Raw genomic sequence first — 25,094 nt, 5'->3', positions numbered from 1 at the left:
CCAGTCAGGTCAGCAAAGGCCGGCGTCCCTGAATCTTCGGAGGGCGCCGGCCTTAGCCGTCCTACCCGCGGATTCACGGAGCGTCCGGGGGTAGCGTAGGAGCCATGACAACAGATTCTCCCCGGACCATCCGTGTGGCCATTGCCGGCTTCGGTCTCTCCGGCAGCGTCTTCCACGCGCCGCTGATCGCGGCCGACCCCGCGTATTCCCTCGATGTCATCTCCACGTCCGACGCCGGCCGGAAGTCCGCGGCATCCGCCAGCTTCCCCGGGGCCAGGATCGTGGACACCCCGGCGGCGATCCTCGAGCTTGCCGGAGACCTGGACCTGCTGGTGCTGGGGACACCGCCGGCCACGCACTACCCGCTCGCGAAGGCCGCGCTGGAAGCCGGACTCGACGTCGTCGTGGATAAACCCTTCACGGTGCGCAGCGCCGAGGGCGAGGAACTGATCGCCCTGGCCGAGCGGCTGGGCCGGGTCCTCACGGTTTTCCAGAACCGGCGCTGGGACGGCGACTACCTGAGCGTCCGCGGCTTGTTGGCCAGCGGCGTGCTCGGCGCCGTCTCGCGGTTTGAATCGCGCTTTGAACGCTGGTCGCCCGCGGTCGCCAAGGCCTGGAAGGCGTCCGCCACGGCGGACGACGGCGGCGGGGTCCTGTTCGATCTCGGCACCCACCTGTTGGACCAGGCCCTTGAGCTTTTCGGACCCGCCACGGTGGTCCACGCGGAACTGGCCGCCCGGCGGCCGGGGGAGAGGGTCGACGATGACGTGTTCCTGGTCCTGCGGCATGATTCCGGCGTCACCAGCCACCTGTGGATGAACATGCTCTGCGCGCAGCAGGGGCCGCGCTACCGGCTGCTCGGCAGCGAGGGCGGCTACACCAAGCACGGCGTGGACCCGCAGGAGCCTTTCATCGTGGCCGGCGGCAGCCCGCTGGATCCGGACTATGGCGTCGAGGACCGCGACTGGGCCGGGATGCTGGGCCGGGACGGCCACCTGGACCGGCTGCCCACCGAGCGTGGCGCCTACCCGGAGTTCTACCGGCTCCTGGCGGAAAAGATCAACGACGGCGGCGCGGCCTCCGCGCTGCCCGTCCCCGTGGATCCTGCCGGCCCGGTTGAAGTCCTGCGGCTGATCGAACAGGCCCGGTCCCTGGTTTAGGCGGGGAATGGCCAAGCTCATCTACCGCAGGGCTTCACAACTGTAACTTGCGTCACTATGGTCTAAGCCGTGGGTCTTCACCAATCTTGGTCGGGTGAACCCCGGAAGCGGCCTTCGGCAAAGACGCCCTCGGTCGATTGGAGAGCGAATCCAGTGCGGCCGGCCGCTATCGTGTGCTGCCGCCCTGGCAGAAATGGAGCAGCACTATGCAAAAACTCAAAAGGCTCATTGCACCGCTGAGCACAGTAGGCCTTGCAGTGGGCTTGTTGGCCGGTACGGCATATCCTGCCGCGTCAGCCGAGGCCACAACCGGCTCAATGCAGAACTACGTTGTCCTGTACAAGGCCAACGGTGTTTCAGATTCGTCGCTGAAGTCGGTCGCGACAGCCGGCGGAACCGTAGTCCACAGCTATCCGGAAATCGGGGTGGCGATCGTGAAGTCGGACCGCGTCGGTTTCGGCTCGGCGCTGAAGGCCCAGGACGGTTCGGTGCAGGGCGCGGCCTCCACAGCTGCCCTCGGGGTCGCCATCGGCGACAGCGCCGCGGACAGTACCGACGCCCAGTCACCGGTTGCACCGGGCACAACCGCCCCCGGAAACGATAACCTGTCAGCCCTGCAATGGGACATGGACCAGATCCAGGCCCCCGCTGCCCGCGCCCTCAACGGCGGCAGTGCTTCCGTGGTGGTCGGCGACATCGACACTGGCCTCGACTACACCCACCCTGACTTGGCACCCAACGTCGACTTCGCCAAGAGCGTCTCCTGCGTCGGCGGCGTCACAAACCAGTCCCCGTCCGCCTGGATGGACGACAACGGCCACGGCACCCACACCGCGGGGACCATCGCGGCCGCCAAGAACGGCATCGGCATGGTCGGCGTGGCGCCCGGCGTGAAGATTGCCGGGATCAAGGCCGGCAACGCCGATGGCTTCTTCTATCCTGAGGCGATCGTTTGCTCCTTTATGTGGGCGGCCGCCAAGGGCATCCAGGTCACCAACAACAGCTACTTCGCGGACCCATATCTCTTCAACTGCAAGAACGATCCGGAGCAGCGCGCGATCTGGGAGGCCGAACGCCGCGCCATCCGCTTCGCCCAGCAGAGCGGCACCACAGTCGTTGCTGCCCAGGGTAATTTCTCGGACGACCTCGCCCACCCCACCCGCGATGTCATGAGTCCGGACGACTCCACGCCGGTATCGCGTGAGATCACCAACGCCTGTGCCGTGGTCCCGGTCGAACTGCCGGGCGTCATCGGTGTGACGGCCAACGGCAATAAGGGCTTCAAGTCCTACTTTTCAAGCTACGGAGTCGGCACTGCCGACGTCGTGGCTCCCGGCGGAGACCGCCGTCTGCAGCTCACTCCCGCCGCCGTGAACGGGCGCGTCCTGTCCACCTGGCCGTCGTCCGCGCCCTGCGCCGCATCGCTCAAGGTGGTCGACGCCGGTGCCGCGTACTGCTACCTCCAGGGCACCTCGATGGCCTCCCCGCACGTCGCCGGGGTCGCTGCCCTCGTGGTCAGCAGCGGTGTGAGCAACCCTGGCGCTGTTTCAGCCCGGATCAGCACCACCGCCGACGGCATGGCCTGCCCGGAGACCACGATGTATGCGCCGTTCCCGTCCGCGTCCAACGGTGCACCGCAGGTCTGCCAGGGCGGCACGGGTAACAACGGCTTCTACGGCAAGGGCCAGGTGAACGCCCTCCGCGCCATCGGGGGTTAAACAGCAATCGACTGCTCCGTAACCGCCGTTTTGGGTGTCCAAAGGGCGGTAGCGGAGCAGTCGATGCGGTGTCTAGCGGTCAGCTTACGCGGAGACCAGCTGGTGCCAGTCGGTCACGAGGGGCAGGTTGTGCGCCTCGGAGACCGAGCGGTGCGCCACCTTGCCGCCGGCGATGTTCAGGCCGGCGGCCAGGGCTGCGTCGCGCTCGAAGGCGGCCTTGACGCCCAGGTTGGCCAGCGACACGGCGTAGCGCAGGGTGACGTTGGTCAGGGCGTAGGTGGACGTGTTCGGGACGGCGCCGGGCATGTTGGCAACGCAGTAGAAGATCGTGTTGTGGACCTTGTACGTCGGCTCCTGGTGCGTGGTGGGGTGCGTGTCCTCGAAGCAGCCGCCCTGGTCCACCGCGATGTCCACCAGCACGGAGCCGGGCTTCATCCGGGAGACGAGTTCATTCGTGACGAGCTTGGGGGCCTTGGCGCCCGGGATCAGCACGGAGCCGATCACGAGGTCGGCGTCGACCACGGACTTCTCGATCTCGTAGGCGTTGGAGGCGACCGTCTTCAGGCGGCCCTGGTACTGGGCATCCAGTTCGCGCAGGCGGTTGATGTTGATGTCCAGGATGGTGACGTCGGCGCCGAGTCCCAGCGCCATCGCGGCGGCGTTGGTGCCGGCGACTCCGGCGCCCAGGACAACCACCTTGGCCGGGCGAACGCCCGGGACGCCGCCGAGCAGCACACCCTTGCCCCCGGCCGGAGCCATCAGCGAGGTCGCGCCGACCTGGACGGACAGGCGGCCGGCCACCTCGGACATCGGGGCCAGCAGCGGCAGCGTACGGCCCTCCTGGACGGTCTCGTAGGCGATGGCGGTGACGCCGCTGTTGATGAGTTCCTGCGTCAGTTCCGGCTCGGCGGCCAGGTGCAGGTAGGTGAAGAGGATCAGGCCCTTGCGGAAGCGGTGGTATTCGGCCTTGACCGGCTCCTTTACCTTCATGACCATGTCGGCGCGGGCCCAGACGTCGTCGGCTTCGGCGACGATCTCGGCGCCGGCGATGGCGTATTCCTCGTCCGTGATGCCCGAGCCCAGGCCTGCGCCGCGCTCCACCAGGACCGAGTGGCCGTGGGTGCGGAACTCGTTGACGCCGGCAGCGGTGATGGCGACGCGGAATTCGTTGTTCTTGATCTCTTTGGGGACACCGATGATCATTTTTTTGGCTCCAGTGCTGACGGCCTTATTGGCCTGGGTGTGCGGGGAAGTCGTACTTCCAGAATAAATCCTGCTGTGAGGCAGGTGACACGCCCGGATACCCGCCGTCGTGGTCCGCCCGCGGATTTCCGGGGTTCCGGAATTCGTCGGATAGACATTTGTCGAACCACTAAGCGTCAGGTGTCGCCTGCTGTCCGCTCGCAGCGGAAGCGTCGTGGCTTTCGCTCCGCGGCGGCGACCGGCAGTAGTCTGGCAGCATGCAGCAGCCGGACGTGGAACAGCTCGTGGAACAGGTGGCGCTCAGGCTGGGCCGCGGCCTCTCGCTCGAAGACCTCGACGGGCTCCTGCTCGCCTACAGCTCCAACCAATCGCACGCAGACCGGGTCCGGGTGAACTTCCTGCTCAGCAAGCGGGTGCCGGTGGACGTCAGCGCCTGGCAGCTCTCGCACGGGATCGCGACGGCGGTGCGGCCCGTCGTCGTGCCGGCGAACGAGGAGCTGGGCATGCTGGGCCGGGTCTGTGTGCCCCTGCTGGTGCGTGGATTCCGGGTGGGATACCTGTGGGTCCAGCTGGACGCCGAAGAGCCCAATGCGACGTCGGTCCTCGCCCACTTGCCGGAGGTGGCCCGCGAAGTGGAGCAGCTGTCCGCCCTGTTGCTGGATTCCAACACCGCCGAATCAGAGTTCCGCCGCCGCCGCGAGCAGGAGTTCCTGGCCGCCTGCCGGGGCGAGGCCAACGCCGTAGCGGCCGTGGCTGGCTGGAAGGAGGTGCAGGGGCGCGGACCATGGCAGCTGGTGACCGTGCTCGACGCCGACGGCTGGGCCGAGGGTTCGGACCCGATCGCCGCCACCCTGATCCACCGCTCCGCCGCGCTGCAGGCCACGATCGGCGTGGATGCGGCCCTGTTCAGTGCAGGCACTGAAACGCACGCCGCGGTCCTCTTCAAGGAATCCACCGGCCGGGCCGACCACGCCCAGGTCCTGGTCCACTACCAGCTGGAACTGGCCAAACGTTCCGGCCGTCCCGTCCGCCGGATCATCCTGGGCACTTCCGAGGGCTTCGCGAAACCGCGGGAGCTGGCCGAGGCCTACCGGCAGTCCCGGCAGGCAGCGCAGGCCGCGGCGGTGGACCCCCAGCTGGGCGAACTGGTCGACTCTCGCGCCACCGGCCTCTACCAGCTGCTGGCCTCGGCCGGCGGGGGCGCCGGGGCCTGGGCGGATTCCGGCTCGGTCTATTTCCGCATCCTGGAGGACCACGACCGGAACGGCGAACTGCTGCCCGTGCTCGAGCTGTTCTACGACAATGACGGCTCGGTCCAGGAAGTGGCCAACAAGCTGCACCTGCACCGGAGCAGCATCTACAACCGGCTGGGCCGGATCCGCCAGCTCCTGGGTGTGGATCCGCTCAAGGGGATGGTGCGCCTGGAACTCCATGCGGCGCTCAAGGCGCGGCGCTGGGCCGGGCGGCCCAGGATCTAGCTGGCAGTTGGATCTAGTGACCCAGGCCGTCCTGTTTGTGGCTGTCGGGGTCCAGGGTCAGCTCGGCTCCGGACTGGCGGGCGGCGTCGCGGCGCGCCGCCTCCCGCGCTGTCTCTCGCGCTGTTTCCCGCCGGCGGCGCGAAATCCTGCTGTCCATCCACATGGAGACTGCCACGAACGCGACACAACTGGACATGAAGGTGGCCGTGTTGTTCAGCCCCATCGCGGTTCCGAGGATGCCGGTGAGCACCATGGCGGCTATGCCGGCCACGATGTGCCACCCTCTGAACTTACCCACGATTCAAGCGTAACCCCGGCCTTCTCCGCGTTTCCGCGCAGGGCCGTGATCGTTGCTTGATCCTTATCACGGCTTCACGAAGCATCCGCGGCGCCGTCATGCTCGGGGCCGGCGGCTCCGTCGGCAGTACTGTTCTTCTTCTGCGTTTCGAGCCAGGCCATGATGTCCGCCAGCCTGATCCGGCGGTGCGTGCCGCGGTATTCCACCGGGATCTCGCCCCGGTCCGTCATGTTCCGCAGGTACGTGTGCGAGATGCCGGCGAGCTCCGCCGCCTTCGAGGTGGTGAGCATTTCCTCGACGCTGCTGACCGTGACCGCCTCGCCCCGGCTGAACCTGCCCAGCAGATCGACGACGGCGTCCCGCGCCTCCGGCGGCAGCCGGTGCACGGTGCCGTCCACGAACACCGTGATGTCGTGGCTGCCGTTCAGGGCGTACTTGAGTTTCTGCGCGTCCTCGGCCGGAAGGCCGGCCGTTACCCGGGGAGCTATCAGTGCCATGGAGTGCATCCTAGCGCCCCGGGTGGAGGCTCACACCGCCTCCGCCTGACCGCGGTGCTACAGCCCCAGCTCCTCCAGCACCGGCAGCTTCTCCCGGACCCAGGCCCGCGCCTTGGTGGCGCTCGGCGCCGAGAGCGCCAGCTTGGCAAGCTCCTGCGCTTCGGCGAGGGTGACGGTCTTGAGCACGGCGGCCACAGCCGCGAGCGAACGCGCCGTCATGGACAGCGTGGAGACGCCGAGCCCGGTGAGGACGACGGCGAGGGCCGGGTCCGCTGCGGCCTCGCCGCAGACTCCCACCGGCTTGTTGTGGCCCTCCGCGGCAGAGCCTTCGACCGTCAGGCCGACCAGCCGGAGCACGGCGGGCTGCCAGGGGGTGTTCAGGGCCGCGAGCGGACCGAGCTGGCGGTCCGCGGCCATGGCGTACTGGGTGAGGTCGTTGGTGCCCAGGCTGGCGAAGCCAACTTCCCGGAGGATGGCCTCGGCCGTGAGGGCAGCGGAGGGGACCTCCACCATGACGCCGGGGGTCTTGATCCCGGCCTCGGTGCACAGGGCGGCGAAACGGGCGGCCTCCTCCGCCGTCGAAATCATCGGCGCCATCACCCAGACGTCCGCCCCGGATTCCTGCTCTGCCCGGGCGATGGCCTGCAGCTGGCGCTCCAGCACGCCCGGCGTGGTGAAGTCGGTCCGGTAGCCGCGGACACCCAGGGCAGGGTTGGGCTCGGTGGCGTCGGTCAGGAAGGGCAGGGGCTTGTCCGCTCCGGCGTCGAGCGTCCGGAGCACCACCTTCTTGCCGGGGAAGGCATCGAAGACGCCCTTGTAGGCGGCAGCCTGCTCGTCCACGGTGGGCTCTGTGTCGCGTTCCAGGAAGCAGAACTCGGTCCGGAACAGGCCCACGCCCTGGGCATTCAGCTTGGCGGCGGCCACGGCGTCCTTGGCCCCGCCGACGTTCGCGAGGAGCGGCACGAGGTGACCGTCCGCCGTCGCGCCCGTGCCGTCAAAGTCCGCCAGCAGCGAGGCGGTGGCGGCCCAGTGTGCGGCGGCGGCGCGCTGGGATTCGTCCGGATCGACGGTGATGAGGCCGGCGGCGCCGTCGACATAGACCTCCGTGCCGTCCGGGAGCTGGTCGACGCCGGTCGCCGCCACGACGGCGGGCAGGCCGAGCGAGCGGGCAATGATGGCGGTGTGGGACTGCGGACCGCCGCCGGCCGTAAGCAGCGCCAGGACCTTCTCCGGGTCCAGGGTGGCGGTGTCCGCGGGCGCCAGGTCCTCGGCGATGAGGATGAACGGGGAAGTTGAGGTGGGGATGCCCGGGGCGGGCACGCCGCGCAGTTCCGCCACGATCCGGGCGCGGACGTCCAGGACGTCAGTGGCGCGCTCGGCCATGTAGCCGCCCAGGTTGTGCAGCATTTCCGAGACCGAGGCGCCGGCCTCCCAGATGGCCCGCTGGCCGGAGGTGCCGCGGCCGATCAGCTTGGCGGCACTCTTCAACAGCATGGTGTCCGTGGCCATCAGTGCGGTGGCCTCCAAGACCGCCTTCCCGTCGCCGCTGACGGTCACGGACCGGGCCTTGAGCTCGTCGTGGACCGCCCTGGCCGCGGCCTTCAGCGCCGCCGTGGCCGCTTCCGCCGTGACACCGGCCGGCAGTTGCTCGCCGGCCGGGGGTTCGCTGATCGGTTTGGGCATCTGGCGGATGGTGCCGATGATGCGGCCGGGGCTGACGCCTACGCCTGGGAAGTTCTGCACTGAAGGTCCTCATTCTCTGCCGTGGCCGGGGGCCGGTCCAAGTGCCGCCGCTGATCCGGCGAATCCTCCGCGCAAGCGGCCGACGGCTACGTCAACCCCGGGATCGCGGCACCTGAAAAAATTGTATGTGATGCACTTCATATAGCGTTGCTATAGGTGCTAGGGTAGCGGTTATGAGTTTCGATGGCCAGCTTCCCCCCAAAACACGGCTGCTTCGTGCAGCCGCCGAGCTGCTGGCCAACTCCGCCGGGGCGGCGGTCTCCACCCGCCAGATCACCAAGCTGGCGGGGGTGACGGCCCCCACCCTTTACCACCACTTCGGTGACAAGGAAGGGCTGTTCGACGCCGTCGTGGCGGCCGGTTTTGAAGAGTACGTGGCGGACGAACGCGACTTCGCCCCGTCCGGACAGCCGCTGGAGGATATCCGGCGGATGTGGGACAAGCACGTGCAGTTCGGCCTCAAGCAGCCGGAACTGTACCTGGTCATGTTCGGCAATATCCGCCCTGAGAGCCGCCCGGTCATCGTCGCCGATGCCGAGGCGCTCATGGAGGAGCTGCTGACCAAGGCCGCCGTCGCCGGCCAACTCAACGTTCCGCCCCGGGAAGCGGCCAGGAGCATCCTGGCGGCCAACGTGGGCGTGACGCTCATGCTGATCGCGGAAAAAGCGCCCGAGCGGAACCTCGAGCTGTCCGCCATGACCCGCGACGCCATGATCTTTGCGGTTTCCACGGAACAGGCCCGGGACAACGGCCCTGAAGATTCAGGGAAATCGTCAGTGGTCGTGGCGGCCATCGCATTGAACGCAGCTCTCCAGTCGTCGCACTCGGACCAGCTCTCCAGCTCGGAACTCAAGCTGTTCCTCGAATGGCTCCACCGAATCTCCACCAGCTCCACGAGCTAGCTCGTCGAAATCATCGGATCATCCTGCGGAGCAGCAGGAATCACGGTTAGGAAATCACATGGCAACAGAGACAGTTGCGAAACCCCGTACCAGCGTGCGGGTGGGCGTCCAGAAGTTCGGGACGTTCCTGTCCGGAATGATCATGCCCAACATCGGAGCGTTCATCGCCTGGGGCCTCATCACCGCCCTCTTCATCGAGAAGGGCTGGATACCCGTTCCCCAACTTGGCGGCTTCGGCACCAACGCCGCGGGGGCGCCGAATGTGGGCCTCGTCGGCCCCATGATCACGTACCTGCTGCCGCTCCTGATTGCCTTCACTGGCGGCAAGATGGTCTACGGCCACCGGGGCGGCGTCGTTGGCGCCATCGGCACCATGGGCGTCATCGTCGGCGCCGGCATCCCGATGTTCATCGGCGCCATGATCATGGGTCCCCTCGGCGGCTGGACCATGAAAAAGATCGATTCGATCTGGGAGGGGAAGATCCGGCCCGGCTTCGAGATGCTGGTGAACAACTTCTCCGCCGGCATCTGGGGCGCCCTGCTGGCCATGCTCGGCTTCTACGGCATCTCCCCGCTGGTCCAGGCCTTCAGCACGGCCGCGGGCAACGTGGTCCAGTTCCTGGTCAACAACGGCCTCCTGCCACTGACCAGCATCTTCATTGAACCTGCCAAGGTGCTGTTCCTGAACAACGCCATCAACCACGGCGTGCTGACCCCGCTGGGCATCCAGCAGTCGCTTGCGCAGGGCAAGTCCATCCTGTTCCTTCTCGAGGCTAATCCCGGCCCGGGCATCGGCATTCTGCTCGCCTACATGTTCTTCGGCAAGGGCCTGGCCAAGGCATCGGCGCCCGGAGCCGCCCTTATCCAGTTCTTCGGCGGCATCCACGAGATCTACTTCCCCTACGTGCTGATGAAGCCAATCCTCATCCTCGCCGCGATCGGTGGCGGCATGACGGGGGTCGCGACACTGTCCGTCACCAACGCCGGACTCGTGGCGCCGGCGGCTCCGGGCTCCATCTTCGCGGTGCTCGCCCAGACATCCCGTGACAGCTACATCGGCGTGATCCTGGCGGTCGTGCTCGCCGCAACAGTGTCCTTCCTGATCGCCTCGGTGATCCTGAAGTCCAGCAAGACCCCCGTGGGCGAGACCGAGGAGGACAGCCTCGGCGCCGCCACGTCCCGGATGGAAGCCATGAAGGGCAAGAAGAGCTCCGTTTCCTCGACCCTCGTGGGCGCCGGAGGCACCGCCGTCATGGCCGGACCCATCAAGAACATCGTCTTTGCGTGCGACGCCGGAATGGGCTCCAGCGCGATGGGCGCCTCGGTGCTGCGGAACAAGATCAGGGCGGCCGGTTTCCCGGACGTCTTGGTCACCAACTCCGCGATCGCCAACCTCAATGACACGTATGACGTCGTCATCACGCACCAGGACCTGACCGAGCGGGCCAAGCCCGTGACCGGCAGCGCCGTGCACGTGTCCGTGGACAACTTCATGAACAGCCCGCGGTACGACGAGATCGTGGAGCTGGTCAAGAGCAGCAACACGGAATCGGCGGAAGCAGGCCACGGCGCACACGTCGCCGCAGCCTCTGCATCGGACGCCGCCGCAGAAACCGCGGCGGCCACCGGCACGGAAGACCGGCCGGAAGCCGAGGCCGGCCCCGCCGGGATCCTGGTGGCCGAAAGCGTGGTCCTCAACGGCACGGCAACCAGCCGCGACGCCGCCATCGACGAGGCCGGCCGGCTCCTGCTGGACCGCGGCGCCGTCGATACCGGCTACCTGGACGCCATGCACGAACGCGAGGAATCCGTGTCCACCTACATGGGCAGCTACCTCGCCATCCCGCACGGCACCAACGCCGCCAAGGACCACATCATGAAGTCCGCGGTCTCCGTGGTCCGCTACCCGGACGGCATCGACTGGAACGGCAAGGAAGTGAAGTTCGTGGTCGGCGTCGCAGGCATCAACAATGAACACCTGCACATCCTGTCCTCGATCGCCAAGGTCTTCACCAACAAGGCGCAGGTGGCGCAGCTTGAGGCGGCCACCACGGTCGAGGAAGTCCTGGACCTGTTCGGAAAGGTCAATTCCTAGTGAAGGCTGTTCATTTCGGAGCCGGAAACATCGGGCGCGGATTCGTGGGCCTGCTGCTGCACGAGGCGGGGTATGACGTGGTGTTCGCGGATGTTGCGGACGCCCTGATCACCCAGCTGGCCGCCGCGGACAGCTACCAGGTCCACGAGGTGGGGGAGCACCCCACCGTCCGCACCGTGGAGAACTTCCGTGCGCTGAACTCCAGCAGCCAGGAGGCGGACGTCATCGCGGAGATCGCGACGGCGGATGTCGTCACCACCGCGGTGGGGCCGCACATCCTCAAGTTCGTGGCCCCCGTGATCGCCAAGGGGATCGCCGCCCGGCCGGCAGGACTGGCCCCGCTGCAGGTGATGGCGTGTGAAAACGCCATCAACGCCACGGACATCCTCAAGGACGAAGTGGCGGCCCAGTGGGATCCGGCATGTGGTTCCCTGGACGCCGCCGCCGTGTTCGCGAACACGGCGGTGGACCGGATCGTGCCCAACCAGGAGGCAGGGCAGGGCCTGGACGTCACCGTGGAGACGTTCTACGAATGGGTCATCGACCGGACCCCGTTCGCGGGCAAGGAGCCGGTGATTCCGGGTGCGACCTTTGTGGACAACCTCGAGCCGTACATCGAGCGGAAGCTGTTCACGGTGAACACTGGACACGCCGCGGCAGCCTACTTCGGCTTCGAGGCCGGCCTCGAGAAGATATCCGAGGCCATGGCCGATCAGGATGTCGCCGCGGATGTGCGCGCGGTCCTGGACGAGACCAAAGAGCTGCTGGTGGCCAAGCACGGCTTCAACCGTGACGAGCAGGAGGCCTACGTCCAGAAGATCCTGGGCCGCTTCTCCAACCCGCACCTGCCGGACACCGTGAACCGGGTGGGCCGGGCGCCGTTGCGCAAGCTCGGCCGGCATGAACGCTTCATCGGCCCGGCGGCCGAGCTGGCCGAACGCGGGATCGTCCCGGAGGCCCTGCTCGGTGCGATCGCCGCGGCCCTGCGCTTCACCGATCCGGCCGACGCCGAGGCGGTGGAGCTGGCGAAGATCCTCGCCGTCTCCTCGCCGGAGGAGGCAACGGAAAAGATCACCGGGCTGGAGCCGAACCACCCGCTCTTCCCGGCAGTGTCTGCCTTGGTGGAGGAAGCCAAGGCAAACGTCTAAGCATTCCCCGAACGACGAACACGCCGCCGACGCCGGAACTCACCCGAGTTCCGGCGTCGGCGTCGTGCGTCGTCCAGCCAGTCGCTCGCTTCACGAGGACGCGGTCACGGTTTCCGCCTTTGCCATGGTCTTCGACTCGGCCACGCGGGCCTGGTGCAGCGGGGACTTGCGGACCACGGCGTAGGCTCCGCCCAGGATGGCGAACCAGATCGGCGTGACCAGCAGCGCGGTGAGGGTGTCCGGCTGGGTGGGCAGCAAGCAGGTGAGGAATAGGGCGTTCTGCGGGACCTTGCGGGTGGAGAGGCGGCCGAAGAGATTGGGGGCGTCGCCGTCGTTCGCCAGGCCGTCATGGCAGGCTGGTCAGGTGACTTCAAATTCAAGTGACCGGCCCGCCCTGCTAGCATTCGGCCCGCTCGTGGACGCCGACGGCGGAACGTTCCGCCTCCGCACCGCGGAACGGGAGGACCTGCCGGCCATTCTCCGGCTGCTGGCGGATGACCGCTTGGGGTCGGGACGCGAGGACCCGTCCGATCTCACGCCGTACGTGGCCGCGTTCGAGGCGATCGACGCCGATCCGGCCCACCTGCTGATGGTGGGGGAGTGGACGCCCGGGGACGGGACCGGCAGCCGCGTGGCCGCCACGTTCCAGCTCAGCTTCCTGCCGGGGCTGTCCCGGCAGGGCTCGTGGCGCGCCCAGCTGGAGGCCGTCCGGGTTGCGGGGGAGCTGCGGAGCCACGGCGTGGGCGCCGCGATGGTGCAGTGGGCCATCGACGAATCCCGGCGCCGCGACTGTTCCCTGATGCAGCTCACCACGGACAAATCCCGCACGGGCGCCCACCGGTTCTACGAGCGGCTGGGCTTCACGGCAAGCCATGAGGGGATGAAGCTGGTCCTCTGAGCACCTTGGCCCTTGGACCCCGGCGGCTCGGGCATCTTCGACCGGGCGCTCGGGGAGTACGGGGCACGAGCAACCGAACGCTTCGTCAGCGGACCCTACCAACTCGGAGTACTCAGCGGGATCAGCCACTGGATTCCCGAACATGCGCCGGATCAGGCCGCGGAGCACATCTTGCGGCATCTCAATCGCTTCTCCTAGCAGATATAGTCCGCACCGTTTTCCAGGCGTGAGACTGGGAACCACAGGCTATCCCCGCTCCGGCCTCGCGTGCTTCGACGTCCAGGCCTGCCTGTGGAGTCGCTCGAATCCGTCCAGAAGGAGATCGAGAGTGAACTCGAACTCAAACTGGTCATCGCAGCCGTGTCCGACGACCGAGTCATCGTCGTGCCTGGCGGCCGTGGCAATCTGCAGAATGTTCGGATACAGCGCGGACATCTGCTGGAACCTGACGGCCTGCACATCCGGCGGCATCTCAGCCTGAGCTTCACCGTCCGGACTGGCTGTCGAATCGAACAGTTCCTGCGTAAACCCCCACATCCGGCTCCCGATGGCATGCATGACGTGGTGTGTGAGATCGACCGAGACGCCGCCGGCCAGGAACATGCCAATGAACGAGTCCATGTACTCAAGTACGGCAGGGGTCTGATTGGTGCGGGTCTCGAGGACCTGACGGGCCCATTTGTGGCGCTGGAGCATGAACCTCGCCGAGAGCACTCTAAGCCGGACTGCGCTCCTCCAGTCTGTACCGCCGACTGCCGGATCGATCTCGCCGACGATGACTTCAACCATGCCATCGAGAAGTTCTTCCTTATTGGCTACGTGCTTGTAGAGCGCCATCGGTACGACGTCGAGTTCCTGGGCGAGCCTGCGCATGCTGAGCGGGCCGATACCCACCTCGTCGGCGAGCAAGACGGCTGCCCGCAGCACCCGGTCCCGGTTCAGGCGCACTCGCCGTCCCACTTCAATCTGCTGAGCCAATTTCCCCACTTCCCGTCGATTCCAATCTACGCCATTGACAGGTGTACGTCATACACCTTAGTGTCATATTCACTAGGTGTACGTCGTACACCTCAGGCGCGAACTAAGGAGTTTCCCATGAAAGCAACAAGGCGAGCCGCCGTCGTCACCGGCGTGTTCTTCCTCCTCACCGAGATCGGCGCAATCGCCGGCATGATCCTCTACGGTCCTCTGCTGACAGGGACTGACTACATCGTCAGCACGGGCAACGACACCAACGTGCTGCTGGGTGCATTCTTCGAAGTGATCCTGGCCATCTCCAACGTCGGGACGGCGGTTGCGGTGTACCCGGTCGTCAGGCGGCACAATGAGTCCTTCGCCCTGGGCTATCTGGGCGCCCGCCTCCTTGAGGCCGCCGTCATCGTTGTCGGCATCATCAGCCTCCTCACCGTCGTGACTCTGAAACAGGATCTGGCCGGTACGGCCGACGCCGATGCAGCCACGCTCGTCACCGTCGGAAGGTCACTCCTGGCCATCCATGAGTGGACCTTCCTGTTCGGGCCGAACTTCGCGCTGGGAACCGCCACATTGCTGCTGGCGACCCTGATGTTTACGTCCCGCCTCGTGCCCCGCACCATCGCCGTGCTGGGCCTCGTCGGTGGCACGCTGGTCTCCGTCTCGGCAATCGCCGTGATGTTCGGAGCATACGAACAGCTCTCCACCTTTGGGTTCCTGGTGGCGCTTCCGGTGTTCGCCTGGGAGGTCTCCCTCGCAATCTGGCTCATTCTGAAAGGTTTCTCCCCCTCGGCTCTAGCCGGGATCAGCACCCCGCGGGCCGGTACCGCCGTCGTCGCAGGAGTTTCACGATGAGGGCCGCCACCTACCGGCAGTTCGGCCCTCCGGAGGTCGTCCGCATCGAGGAGACCCCCAAACCCGCACCGCGCCCCGGTGAAGTGCTCATCAAGGTCCATGCCAGCACGCTCAGCGCCGCAGACCGCCGCGCCCGCAGCCGCAGCGTTCCCAAAGGACTTCAGGTGTTGGCCGCACTGGCCCTCGGCATCTTCAGGCCCCGGACCCGTGTCCTCGGAATGGATGTTGCCGGCGTAGTAGAGGCCGTGGGCCCGGGCGTGAGCGCATTCACGCCAGGCGATGAGGTGGTCGCGATGCTCGGCGCCAGGTTCGGCGGCCATGCCGAGTACGTGTCGGTTCCGCAGGACGGGGCCATCACGTCCAAACCCCGCAACATGGGCTTCGAGCAGGCCGTGACACTGGTTTTCGGCGGACTCACGGCACACGGATTCCTGACCAGAGCAGCCATCAGGCCCGGCGGCACCGTCCTCGTCAACGGGGCCTCCGGTGCCGTGGGTACGGCTGCGGTACAGCTCGCCAAACACCTGGGTGCGCGCGTCACCGCGGTATGCAGCGACGCCAACCGGGACCTGGTTACGTCACTGGGCGCAGAACGGGTGATCGACTACGCCACAGAGGACTTCACCGCCGGGACACAGACCTACGACGTGATCATGGACTGTGTCGGCAACGCCACTTTCGAGCGGGTCGAATCGTCCATCAACCGGTGCGGGGCTCTGCTGCTCGTCATCGCCGACCTCAGGGCGATCCTTCTCGCGTCCGGCCGGAGCCGGCGAAGCGGAAAACTGGTCACCGCGGGCAACATCAAGTACACCGCTGAAGACTTGGCATTCCTCGTCAGCCTCGCGGAAGCGGGCCAGTACCAGGCTGTCATCGACCGGACCTACGAGCTTTCCGACATCGTCGAAGCCCATCGCTTTGTCGACGCGGGACGCAAGAGGGGCAACGTCGTCATCAGGGTTGCAGCCGGCGCAATAAAACGCTGACGGAAAACGCCCATGCTCCGCAGGAACATGGGCGCTAATTGTCGCTTCAGGGGTGGCTCGGGAGGTCGTGGAAAGGTCAGGACCTGGCGGAGCCCTTCGGGACGAACAGGGTATCGGCCTGCTCCAGGGACATGCCGTTGGTCTCCGGCACCTTGAACATCACGAAGAAGAACGACGCCGCCGCGAACAGTGCGTACATGGCGTAGGTCAGCGGGAGGGAGGCGGCGGCCATCACCGGGAAGCTCAGGGTGATGGCGAAGTTGGCGATCCACTGTGCGGCTGCGGCGAGGCCCAGGGCGCGGGCGCGGATGCGGGACGGGAAGATCTCGCCGAGGAGAACCCAGACGAGCGGGCCCCAGGAGGCTCCGAAGCTGATGACGAAGACGTTGGCGGCGACCAGCGCGGCCGGGCCCCAGGCGCCGGGCAGGGAGATCGCGTCCCCGGATCCGGTGGCGGAGCTGAAGGCCAGCGCCATGGTGCCCAGCGAGAGGGCCATGCCGATGGAGCCTGCCAGCATGATGGGACGGCGGCCGATCCGGTCCACCAGGGCGATCGCCACGAGCGTCACCAAAATATTGGTGACGGCGGTGGCCACGGAGATGGTGAGCGAATCCTTTTCCTGGAAGCCCACGGCCTTCCACAGCGTCGTGGAGTAGTAGAAGATCACGTTGATGCCGACGAACTGCTGCAGCACGGACAGGATGATGCCGATCCAGACCACCGGCTGCAGGCCGAGGGCCTTACCGCGCAGGGAGCCCTTCTGGCCCGCGAGCTTGTCCTCGTCGATGGCATTTTTGATATCGCGCAGGTGGCGGTCCGTGTCCTCGTTCGGGGCGATCGACTTGAAGACCTTCAGGGCCTCCTCGTCCTTGCCCTGGAAGACCAGGAAACGCGGTGATTCGGGCAGCGTGTGGGCGATCCAGCCGTAGACGACGGCGGGGACGGCCGCGGCCATGAACATCCAGCGCCACGCCTCCATGCCGAACCAGAGGTTCTGGTCCGCGCCGCCGGCCGAGTTCGCGAACAGGGCGTCGGAGAGGAGAGCGGCGAAGATACCGGAGGTGATGGCCAGCTGCTGCAGGGAGGCCAGACGTCCGCGGACGTGGCGGGGCGAGATCTCAGAGATGTACGCCGGGGCGATCACGGAGGCCAGGCCGATGCCCAGCCCGCCGACCAGGCGCCAGAAAATCAGGTCCCAGACGCCGAAGGCGAAGCCGGTGCCGATGGCGCTGATGAGGAACAGCAGCGCGCCGATCTTCATCGCGGGGATCCGGCCGTAGCGGTCGGCGACATTGCCGGCCAGGTAGGCCCCCGCCGCGCAGCCGAGCAGTGCAATGGCCACGGCGAAGCCGGTGACCGCTTCACTCAGCGCAAATTCGTCCTTGATGGCATCAACGGCACCGTTCACCACCGAGGAGTCGAATCCGAAGAGGAAGCCGCCCACGGCACCGGCAAGCGCAAGCCACACCACCCGCTGGGGGATCTTGGCGGTGGTTTGCTCCTTGGCGATGGACATGGGGCTCCCTGGGGGTGGGTTGGGTTTGTGCTGTGCGGACGTCGTCGTCGGAAGTCGGCCCTGCTGGCCGGCGCACACGCGCTAAACAGTGTGGCACGTCACCGCCGGCGGTTCCACTTCATTTCCGGACAAGGGCGACGACGGCGAGCCCTGCGTCTGGTGAGCGTCGCCGCTGCGGGGGCCACCCGCCGTCGTACGTTTCTAACGTTTCTGGTGAGCCGTCACATCACGGAGACTTTCACCCGGCGCTGAACCGTGGCGGCCCGGATTTCCGGGGGTGCGCAACGGCAGGCAGTCCAAAAGACTGCCTGCCGTGACGTGACTTGGGTAGGGAACCGCCCTAGTGCGCGGCCACGGACTCGGCGCCGGCCTTCGCCGCGGCCTTCGGGTCCGTGAGCTTCTTGTTCGGCAGGGCGAAGCTGATCAGGAACGCGACGCCGGTGAGGACCGCGGCGGTGAGCATGACGGCGTCGATCGACTGGGCGAAGCCCTCGGTGATGGGCCGGGTCAGGGTGGGGTTCGCCGCGTGCAGCCAGCTCGTGTCATTGAGCGAATCGTTGCTCGCGCCGTTCTTGAAGAAGGCGTAGAGCGGGGCGTTGGCTGCGTCGGCGGCCACGGCGGGGTCCTTCAGGACCTTGAGGAAGTCAGCGTTCTGCATGGCGTCCTTCATGCCGCTGGCGACCTTGTCCGCGGCCATGCTGAACAGCATGGAGATGAACACGGCCGTGCCCACGGCGCCGCCCATGGAGCGGAAGAACGCCGCCGAGGACGTGCCCACTCCCATGTCCTTCGCGGGCACCGAGACCTGCATGGCCAGGGTGAGCGGCTGCATGCAGAAGCCCAGGCCCAGGCCGAAGAACACCGCGATGGCGCCCGGGACCCAGAGCGGGGTGTCCACGCCGAGCGATAGGCCCATGACTGCGGCGGCTCCGGTCAGGATGGCCGTGCCCAGGATCGGGAAGACCCGGTAGGTGCCCGACGCCGAGATGGTCCGGCCCGCCGTGATGGAACCTGTCAGGATGCCCACCGTGAAGGTGATCATCATCAGGCCGGCCTCGGTGGGGGTGAGGCCCTTGACCAGCTGCAGGTACATCGGCAGCATCGCGATGGCCCCGAACATCCCGATGCCGATGATGAAGTTCAGCAGCGAGGACAGGCCGAAGGTGCGGTTCTGGAACAGCCGGAGCGGGATCAGGGCGTAGTCGCCGGCGCGTTTTTCAGCGAGCAGGAACGCCACGATGCCCAGAACGCCCAGGCCGATGCAGAGCAGGGAGTTCACGGAGGTCCAGCCCCAGCTGCGGCCCTGCTCGGCCACCAGCAGCAGCGGCACGATCGCCAGCGTGATGGCAGCGGCGCCCCAGTAATCGATCTTCTGCTTCACGTGCTTGGCCGGCAGGTGCAGGTACAGGAACACCACGGCCAGGGCGGCGAGGCCGATGGGCAGGTTGATGAAGAACACCCAGCGCCAGCCGTCGAAGCCCAGGATGTTCGCGGAACCGGCGAAGGCACCGCCCACCACCGGGCCCAGCACCGAGGAGATGCCGAACACGGACATGAAGTAGCCCTGGTATTTGGCCCGGTCCTTCAGGGCCACGATGTCGCCGATGATGGTCAGGGCGAGGGCCAGCAGGCCGCCGGCGCCCATGCCCTGGATGCCGCGGGCGATGGCGAGTTCGGTCATCGAGTGGACGGATCCGGCGTACAGCGAACCGGCGAGGAAGATCAGGATCGCGGCGAGGTACAGCGGGCGCCGGCCGAAGATGTCGCTGAGCTTGCCGTACAGCGGGGTGCTCACCGTCGACGTGATGAGGTACGCCGTCGTGGCCCAGGCCTGCAGCGAGAGACCGTCGAGGTCGTTGGCGATGGTGTAGATCGAGGTGGACACGATGGTCTGGTCCAGCGAGGACAGGAACATGCCGAGCATGAGGCCCACCATGACGGTGATGGTCTGACGGTGGGTCAGCACCTCTCCGGCCGAGCGTGCAGAGCTGGTTTTGGACATGGCTGCTCCAGGGGGAAGTTTTTGGGTTCAAGCATGAAAGTTGCTTTCAGTAACTATCTTAGGTGCTGCTTTGTTCCCGCAACCACCGTTGCAGCAAAGATGACGGCCACCTCCCAGCTTCCGCCAGCGCCTCAGTCTTCAGCCCGCGCTCAGCAACCCCAGTTCTCAGCGTTCGACGAGCATGCCGTCCGGGTCGCACCAGATCATGGCACCGGGCCGGATCATCACGCCATCGATCTCCAGCTCCACGTCGAGATCCCCGGCGCCTGCCTTGGCGCTCTTGCGCGGGTTGCTTCCCAACGCCTTCACCCCCAGCGGGAGTTCCGCGATGGCGGTCCGGTCGCGGATGGCGCCGTTGACCACGACGCCGGCCCAGCCGTTGGTGACGGCGCTCGCCGCGATCATGTCCCCCATCAGAGCCGTGCGCAGCGAGCCGCTGCCGTCGACCACCAGGACGGCGCCGCCGCCCGGGGTGGCCAGGGTCGACTTGACCAGGGCGTTGTCCTCGAAGCAGCGGATGGTCCGGGCCGGGCCGCTGAAGTGCGAGCGGCCACCGAGGGACTGGAACTGAAGGGCCACGGAGTCGAGCTCCTCACCCCGTTCGTCGTAGAGGTCGGCAGTGTTGACGGTGGGTGCGGCCATTGGTGCTCCTTGGACTGGAAAAGGACGGCGGATCTTGATCCCCACGATAGTCTGGCTCCACACTGATCTTCAGCCTGAGTCGTCAGTTCCGGGGGGAACCACATGAGCCTGTCCGATATACCCGGAGCAGCTCCGGATCCTGCCCTCGACGGCACTCCCAACGGCAACGTGAACGGGCACCCGAAAGGCAACCCGAACGGCCATCCCGCCGGAAGCGCGACGGCGGTGGCGCTCGCCGAGCCCGAGCGGCGCGTCCGTCCGGTCTGGATCGCGGGCGTGGTCCTGGTCAATCTCGGCATCAATGCGGCGTTCTTCGGCCCGATCCAGGTGCTGCTCGGCCAGCAGGCGGCGGCGTTCAGTGAAGGGGACAAGGAGGCCATCCTCGCCCTTGTGACCGGCGCCGGTGCCGCGGTATCGCTGGTGGCCAACCCCCTGTTCGGTGCGTTCAGCGACCGCACTACCTCCCGGCTGGGCCGCCGGGTGCCGTGGGTGCTCTTCGGGGCGGTCCTCGGCGCCGCGGCCCTGATCGCGCTGGCGGGGGCGCCGAACGTCGCCGTCATGACGCTGCTCTGGTGCCTCGTGCAGGCCGGCTGCAACGGCGCCTATGCCGCCATCACGGCCGCCATCCCGGACCGTGTGCCGGTCCCGCAGCGCGGCACGGTGGGGGGCCTCGCCGCCATGGGTCAGACCGTGGGGATCCTCATCGGCGCGGTGATTGCCGCCGCCGTCACGGGAAACTTCGCCGCCGGGTACCTCGTCTGCGCGCTGGCGCTGCTCGCCGGCGTCGTGCTCTATTTCTTCAAGAACGACGACGTCCCGCTGCCCGCGCAGGCCCGTCCCCCCTTCAGCGTGGCCGGCTTCACCAAGAGTTTCTGGATTTCCCCGGCGCTCTACCCGGACTTCGCGTGGGCCTGGCTGACAAGGCTGCTGGTCAACATCGGCAACCACATGGTCACGCTCTACCTGTTGTTCTTCCTCAAAGACGCCGTCCACGTCAAAGAAACCCAGGGCATCGAACCGGAATTCGGTGTGCTGATTCTCACGGGCCTATACGCGGTCATGGTCATCATCACGAGCGTGATCGGCGGCCCGCTGAGCGACCGGATGGGCAGGCGGAAGCCGCTTGTCATCATCTCCTCTGTCATCATCGCGGTGGCCTCGCTCATTCTGGCCTTCGCGCCGACCTGGACCGGGGCCCTGATCGGCGCCTCGGTGCTGGGGATCGGCTTCGGCTGCTACCTGGCGGTGGACTTCGCGCTGATCACCGAGGTGCTGCCCACGGCGCTGAGCCGCGGCAAGGACCTGGGCGTCATCAACATCGCCAACTCGCTGCCCCAGGTGCTCGCGCCGCTCATCGCCTTTCCCTTCGTGACGCTCTGGGGAGGCTACGTTTCGCTCTACGTGGCGGCCGCGGTGATCGGTCTCCTGGGGGCCGTCTTTGTGGTCAAAATCAAGGGCGTCGACTGAACCCTGAACCCCGGCACATTGCGGCCGGGGAGCCCGGTCCGGCTGGCCGGGCGCCCGGTCCGGTGACGTATAGTGGACGGGAATTGCCGCGGCAGCGCTGGGGAGGAACTCCTTGCGGCTGCCGAGAAAAACGACCCCCGGAACGCTGCTGATGCCTGAAAATCACTCAGATCTGCCACCGATGGCCCCTCCGCCCACACTGCCCCGGCAGCGTCTGCGCTACACCCGGATTCTCGAGGTCGCCGCCGGATTCGTCCGCAAGGGACTCGACTCCGTGGTCCTGTCCGAGGTCGCGGCGAAGGCCGACGTTCCGCTGGGAACCCTCTACCGCTACTTTCCCTCCGCCACCCAGCTCGTCCTGGCGCTGTACCGCAAGCAACTGGCGGAACTGCACGCCGCGGCGGAGGCGCCGGCGGCCCCCGCGCGGACACGGACTGACCCGCTAATGCGGACTGCTCCGCGCGCGCAAACGCCCGACGCCGGCGCCCCGGCCGGCGCCACGCCCGACGCCGGAGCCCCGGCCGGTGTCCGGTCCGACACCCGGGCAGACGCTCCGGCAGCAGGCAGCGTGCCGGCCCAGGCATTGGCCGGCGTGGCGATGGAGATCTTCCACATGCGCCTCATGCAGCCCGCCGTCGAGCAGTGCCTGAGCAAAGTGGTCTACGTGAAGGGCACCGACACCACCCGGCTGCTGCGCGAGATCGACGCGCTGGCGGAGAAGGCCGTCACCGCAGCCAGCGGCGACGCCGCCGTTTCCCGCGTGCTGCTGCAGACCGTCACCGGCCTGGTGCAGTCGGTCCGCTGCCGCCGCCTGTCCCTCTTCGAGGCCGAGGAAGACCTGAAGAAGGCCTGCTCCCTGTTGTCGCGAGCCCGCCGGGCCCCGTAACCGGTCTAGACCAGTAACGGCCAAAAGTCACACTTCTCAGCGAAATATGTCACGGCAGCGCGCGGAGAAACGTTTCACCATTTCTTCGCGGTCGTCTCCCGGTACCTTGCCGGCGTGCAGCGTTGCTTACCATTGCAGAACCGGAGCGGCCCCGCCGCCAGCAGTTCCCGGAGCTTCACCGCCGGCCCGCCATCCTTGGGCCGCTACCGACGTTCCCCCAGCCCATCTTGAGCATCCCTGTGCTTGAGCTTCCATGAGCCGTGCGCCCACGGTGAGCCCCAGGAGACAACGACGTGTCCACTGAAACGATCATTCCCGCCGATTCCACTTCCCCCGCCGAGCCGGCAGCCGCGCTCAGCGACGAGGAAATCTTCGCATCCCACCAGGGCGGCAAGCTTTCGATTTCCAGCACCGTCCCGCTCGCCAGCAAGCGCGACCTTTCGATCGCCTACACACCGGGCGTCGCGCAGGTCAGCCGCGCCATCGCCGCCGACCCGGAGCTGGCCAAGACCCTCACCTGGGCCCAGCGCCTCGTGGTCGTGGTCAGCGACGGCACAGCCGTCCTGGGCCTCGGCGACATCGGCGCCAGCGCCTCGCTGCCCGTGATGGAGGGCAAGTCCGCCCTGTTCAAGGCCTTCGGCGGGCTCGACTCCATCCCGCTGGTGCTGAACACCACCGACGTTGACGAGATCGTCGAGACGCTCGTCCGGCTGCGCCCGAGCTTCGGCGCCGTCAACCTCGAGGACGTCTCGGCGCCGCGCTGCTTCGAGCTCGAGGAAAAGCTCATCGAGGCCCTGGATTGCCCCGTCATGCACGATGACCAGCACGGCACCGCCGTCGTCGTCCTCGCCGCCCTGACGGGCGCCGCGAAGGTGACCGGACGGGAGCTGGAAGGCCTGCGCGTCGTGATTTCCGGCGCCGGTGCGGCCGGAATCGCCGTCGCCGAGATCCTGCTCACCGCCGGCATCGGTGACGTGGTGCTGCTGGACTCCCGCGGCGTGATCAACAAGGACCGCGCCGACATCGCCGCGGACCCGGCCAGCAAGAAGGCCCAGCTCGCCGCGCGCAGCAACCCCCGCGGCATTTCCGGCGGCCCCGGCGAGGCGCTGCTGGGTGCGGACGTCTTCATCGGCGTCTCCTCCTCCAAGCTGGCCGAGGAGCACCTGAAACTCATGAACCACAGCTCCATCGTCTTCGCCCTGTCCAACCCGGACCCCGAAGTCCTGCCGGAGGTCGCGCGGAAGTACGCGGCCGTCGTCGCCACCGGACGCAGCGACTTCCCGAACCAGATCAACAACGTCCTCGCGTTCCCCGGGATTTTCCGCGGCGCCCTCGACGCCGGCGCCCGCCGGATCACGCCGGCCATGAAGCTGGCCGCGGCACGCGCCATCGCCGCGCTGGCCGAGGACGAGCTCTCCGCGGACTACATCGTGCCCAGCCCGCTGGATCCCCGCGTGGCCCCGGCCGTTTCGGCCGCCGTCGCCGCAGCGGTGGAAGCGGAGTAACCAGCCACACCAGAGGGCATCCGGACACCGGACGACGACGGCGACGCTTCCTTGGGGGAACCGTCGCCGACGTCGTCGTTGCCATCGTCGTCTGTGCGGCCGGCGCCGCCGTCGCCGCACCATGGCCTGAACCGTAGACTGGGGCGATGAACCCCGAGACAGTTGTGACGATCCTCTGCGGCCTGGCCATTCTGGTGGGCGTGGCAGGGACCATCATCCCTGTGCTCCCCGGCAGTCTTCTGATCGGCCTCAGCCTGCTGGCCTGGGCGATCTGGGGCGGCGCCGGAACCACCGGCTGGGTAGTGTTCGGCATCGGCCTGGTGTTCGTCCTGGCCGGGATGGCGGCCAGTGCCGTCCTGACCGGACGCAAGCTCAAACAGCACAGCATCCCCAGCCGTTCGGTCGTGGCCGGGCTGGTCCTGGGCGTGGTGGGCATGTTCATCATCCCCGTCGTGGGGCTGTTCGTGGGCTTCGCCGCCGGGCTTCTGCTCAGCGAGCTGCACCGCACCCGCGTCTTCGGCACCGCGGTGGCCTCCAGCTGGGCCGCGCTGACGGCCACGGGGCTCGGCATGATGGTCGAGTTCGGCCTCGGCTGCCTCGCGGCGAGCACCTGGGTGATCGGCCTCTGGGTGGCGGCCGCCGCCTAAGGGATGTGGCGCCAGCGACGGCGGCTGGCGCTGACGTGCTCCCGTCCCAGCTCAGGCCGCATATTCAGGTGTCCGGTACCCTTGCGGGCCCCGGGAACAGGGGGTACAAACAAGGCATGAGAGACGCCGCCGCCCGCTGGGTTCAGCACTACATCACGGCCTGGGGCTCCAACGAGCCGGACGACATCCGGGCACTGTTCACAGAGGACGCCGTCTACTTCACCAGCCCGGATGAGGCGGAGCCGTGGCGCGGGCGGGAGCAGATTGTGGAGCGCTGGCTTGCTGCCCGGGACGAGCCCGGCGACTGGACCTTCGAGTGGAAGCTGCTGGCGGTCGACGGCGGCCGGGCCTTCGTGCAGGGCCTCACCACCTACCAGGGGGACCATCGCAGCTACGACAACCTCTGGATCATCCAGCTCAGCGCGGACGGCCGTGCGTCGTCCTTCACCGAGTGGTACATGCCGCGCAAGTGACGG

At 67.3% G+C, this 25,094-nt stretch carries 23 protein-coding genes; 14 read left to right on the top strand and 9 right to left on the bottom strand.

Translation table 11 applies throughout. From position 1 onward, the window contains the following. Positions 1-104: 104 nt before the first annotated feature. Together ACQCSU_RS10600 and ACQCSU_RS10595 are read left to right on the top strand one after the other, a co-directional pair. Positions 105-1,160, top strand: coding sequence for a Gfo/Idh/MocA family protein (locus ACQCSU_RS10600; protein ID WP_426979667.1), 1,056 nt, complete (start codon positions 105-107; stop codon positions 1,158-1,160). Positions 1,161-1,366: 206 nt separating this feature from the next. Next, positions 1,367-2,878 carry a S8 family serine peptidase gene (locus ACQCSU_RS10595; protein WP_426979666.1) on the top strand — a complete coding sequence of 504 codons (1,512 nt, stop codon included), beginning with the start codon at positions 1,367-1,369 and terminating at the stop codon, positions 2,876-2,878. Positions 2,879-2,962: 84 nt separating this feature from the next. Here the strand turns inward: ACQCSU_RS10595 and ald are convergent, their stop codons facing one another. After that, complete coding sequence (gene ald / locus ACQCSU_RS10590) at positions 2,963-4,081, bottom strand: alanine dehydrogenase (RefSeq protein WP_426979665.1); 1,119 nt, start codon at positions 4,079-4,081, stop codon at positions 2,963-2,965. A gap of 257 nt (positions 4,082-4,338) precedes the next feature. Between ald and ACQCSU_RS10585 the strand changes: the two genes are divergently transcribed. Continuing rightward, positions 4,339-5,559 carry a PucR family transcriptional regulator gene (locus ACQCSU_RS10585; RefSeq protein WP_426979664.1) on the top strand — a complete coding sequence of 407 codons (1,221 nt, stop codon included), beginning with the start codon at positions 4,339-4,341 and terminating at the stop codon, positions 5,557-5,559. A gap of 13 nt (positions 5,560-5,572) precedes the next feature. Here ACQCSU_RS10585 and ACQCSU_RS10580 read toward each other — a convergent pair whose 3' ends face one another. From ACQCSU_RS10580 to ptsP, 3 genes are all read right to left on the bottom strand, one after another. Further along, a complete protein-coding gene (locus ACQCSU_RS10580) occupies positions 5,573-5,857 on the bottom strand; it encodes a hypothetical protein (protein WP_426979663.1) in 285 nt (94 codons plus the stop codon). Positions 5,858-5,931: 74 nt separating this feature from the next. Then, positions 5,932-6,354 carry a helix-turn-helix domain-containing protein gene (locus ACQCSU_RS10575; RefSeq protein ID WP_426979662.1) on the bottom strand — a complete coding sequence of 141 codons (423 nt, stop codon included), beginning with the start codon at positions 6,352-6,354 and terminating at the stop codon, positions 5,932-5,934. Between the two features lie 57 nt (positions 6,355-6,411). Next, entirely contained in the window at positions 6,412-8,097 is a 1,686-nt protein-coding gene (ptsP, locus tag ACQCSU_RS10570; RefSeq protein WP_426979661.1) for a phosphoenolpyruvate--protein phosphotransferase, read from the bottom strand. Positions 8,098-8,270: 173 nt separating this feature from the next. Here ptsP and ACQCSU_RS10565 point away from each other — a divergent pair, with 173 nt between their 5' ends. From ACQCSU_RS10565 to ACQCSU_RS10555, 3 genes are read left to right on the top strand one after another with little or no spacing between them, the layout of a single operon-like run. Next, a complete protein-coding gene (locus tag ACQCSU_RS10565) occupies positions 8,271-8,999 on the top strand; it encodes a TetR/AcrR family transcriptional regulator (RefSeq protein ID WP_426979660.1) in 729 nt (242 codons plus the stop codon). Between the two features lie 58 nt (positions 9,000-9,057). Then, a complete protein-coding gene (locus ACQCSU_RS10560) occupies positions 9,058-11,094 on the top strand; it encodes a PTS mannitol transporter subunit IICBA (protein ID WP_426979659.1) in 2,037 nt (678 codons plus the stop codon). Next, positions 11,094-12,242: a mannitol-1-phosphate 5-dehydrogenase gene (locus ACQCSU_RS10555; RefSeq protein ID WP_426979658.1), complete on the top strand. Its 1,149-nt coding sequence runs from the start codon at positions 11,094-11,096 to the stop codon at positions 12,240-12,242. Before ACQCSU_RS10560 ends, ACQCSU_RS10555 begins: the two co-directional genes overlap by 1 nt. Before the next feature lie 90 nt (positions 12,243-12,332). Here the strand turns inward: ACQCSU_RS10555 and ACQCSU_RS10550 are convergent, their stop codons facing one another. Continuing rightward, complete coding sequence (locus tag ACQCSU_RS10550) at positions 12,333-12,500, bottom strand: hypothetical protein (protein ID WP_426979657.1); 168 nt, start codon at positions 12,498-12,500, stop codon at positions 12,333-12,335. Positions 12,501-12,606: 106 nt separating this feature from the next. Here ACQCSU_RS10550 and ACQCSU_RS10545 point away from each other — a divergent pair, with 106 nt between their 5' ends. After that, positions 12,607-13,140: an N-acetyltransferase family protein gene (locus tag ACQCSU_RS10545; protein ID WP_426979656.1), complete on the top strand. Its 534-nt coding sequence runs from the start codon at positions 12,607-12,609 to the stop codon at positions 13,138-13,140. Positions 13,141-13,386: 246 nt separating this feature from the next. Here the strand turns inward: ACQCSU_RS10545 and ACQCSU_RS10540 are convergent, their stop codons facing one another. Continuing rightward, positions 13,387-14,106: a TetR/AcrR family transcriptional regulator gene (locus ACQCSU_RS10540; RefSeq protein ID WP_426979762.1), complete on the bottom strand. Its 720-nt coding sequence runs from the start codon at positions 14,104-14,106 to the stop codon at positions 13,387-13,389. A 129-nt stretch (positions 14,107-14,235) separates the two neighbouring features. Here ACQCSU_RS10540 and ACQCSU_RS10535 point away from each other — a divergent pair, with 129 nt between their 5' ends. After that, positions 14,236-14,967 (top strand): DUF4386 domain-containing protein, encoded by a 732-nt coding sequence (locus tag ACQCSU_RS10535; protein ID WP_426979655.1) that lies wholly within the window; start codon positions 14,236-14,238, stop codon positions 14,965-14,967. Next, a complete protein-coding gene (locus ACQCSU_RS10530) occupies positions 14,964-15,953 on the top strand; it encodes an NAD(P)-dependent alcohol dehydrogenase (RefSeq protein ID WP_426979654.1) in 990 nt (329 codons plus the stop codon). The genes ACQCSU_RS10535 and ACQCSU_RS10530 overlap by 4 nt, the downstream gene beginning before the upstream one ends. Before the next feature lie 76 nt (positions 15,954-16,029). Here the strand turns inward: ACQCSU_RS10530 and ACQCSU_RS10525 are convergent, their stop codons facing one another. The 3 genes from ACQCSU_RS10525 to rraA all read right to left on the bottom strand — a co-directional run bounded on the left by ACQCSU_RS10525 (position 16,030) and on the right by rraA (position 20,113). Beyond that, a complete protein-coding gene (locus tag ACQCSU_RS10525; protein WP_426979653.1) occupies positions 16,030-17,469 on the bottom strand; it encodes a sugar porter family MFS transporter in 1,440 nt (479 codons plus the stop codon). Positions 17,470-17,809: 340 nt separating this feature from the next. Further along, positions 17,810-19,471 carry an MDR family MFS transporter gene (locus tag ACQCSU_RS10520; RefSeq protein ID WP_426979652.1) on the bottom strand — a complete coding sequence of 554 codons (1,662 nt, stop codon included), beginning with the start codon at positions 19,469-19,471 and terminating at the stop codon, positions 17,810-17,812. Between the two features lie 165 nt (positions 19,472-19,636). Then, positions 19,637-20,113, bottom strand: a complete 477-nt coding sequence (rraA, locus tag ACQCSU_RS10515) for a ribonuclease E activity regulator RraA (RefSeq protein ID WP_426979651.1) — start codon at positions 20,111-20,113, stop codon at positions 19,637-19,639. A gap of 102 nt (positions 20,114-20,215) precedes the next feature. On the opposite strand from rraA, the gene ACQCSU_RS10510 reads away from it, so the two are divergent. The 5 genes from ACQCSU_RS10510 (at position 20,216) to ACQCSU_RS10490 (ending at position 25,091) form a co-directional block, all read left to right on the top strand. Then, the gene (locus ACQCSU_RS10510; protein WP_426979650.1) at positions 20,216-21,580 is read left to right on the top strand and encodes an MFS transporter; all 1,365 of its coding nucleotides are present in this window, start codon (positions 20,216-20,218) and stop codon (positions 21,578-21,580) included. 151 nt (positions 21,581-21,731) lie between these two features. Then, complete coding sequence (locus ACQCSU_RS10505) at positions 21,732-22,466, top strand: helix-turn-helix domain-containing protein (RefSeq protein WP_426979649.1); 735 nt, start codon at positions 21,732-21,734, stop codon at positions 22,464-22,466. Between the two features lie 293 nt (positions 22,467-22,759). Continuing rightward, on the top strand, positions 22,760-23,971 hold the full coding sequence (locus ACQCSU_RS10500; RefSeq protein ID WP_426979648.1) for an NAD(P)-dependent malic enzyme: 1,212 nt from the start codon (positions 22,760-22,762) through the stop codon (positions 23,969-23,971). 146 nt (positions 23,972-24,117) lie between these two features. Continuing rightward, positions 24,118-24,618, top strand: coding sequence for a DUF456 domain-containing protein (locus tag ACQCSU_RS10495; protein WP_426979647.1), 501 nt, complete (start codon positions 24,118-24,120; stop codon positions 24,616-24,618). Positions 24,619-24,734: 116 nt separating this feature from the next. Then, on the top strand, positions 24,735-25,091 hold the full coding sequence (locus tag ACQCSU_RS10490) for a nuclear transport factor 2 family protein (protein WP_426979646.1): 357 nt from the start codon (positions 24,735-24,737) through the stop codon (positions 25,089-25,091). Positions 25,092-25,094: the final 3 nt, after the last annotated feature.

The organism is Pseudarthrobacter sp. O4 (assembly GCF_050157025.1).
GTDB lineage: Bacteria > Actinomycetota > Actinomycetes > Actinomycetales > Micrococcaceae > Arthrobacter.
Note: the sequence above shows the minus strand (reverse complement) of the source record. Positions and strands in the feature narration are given on the sequence as shown.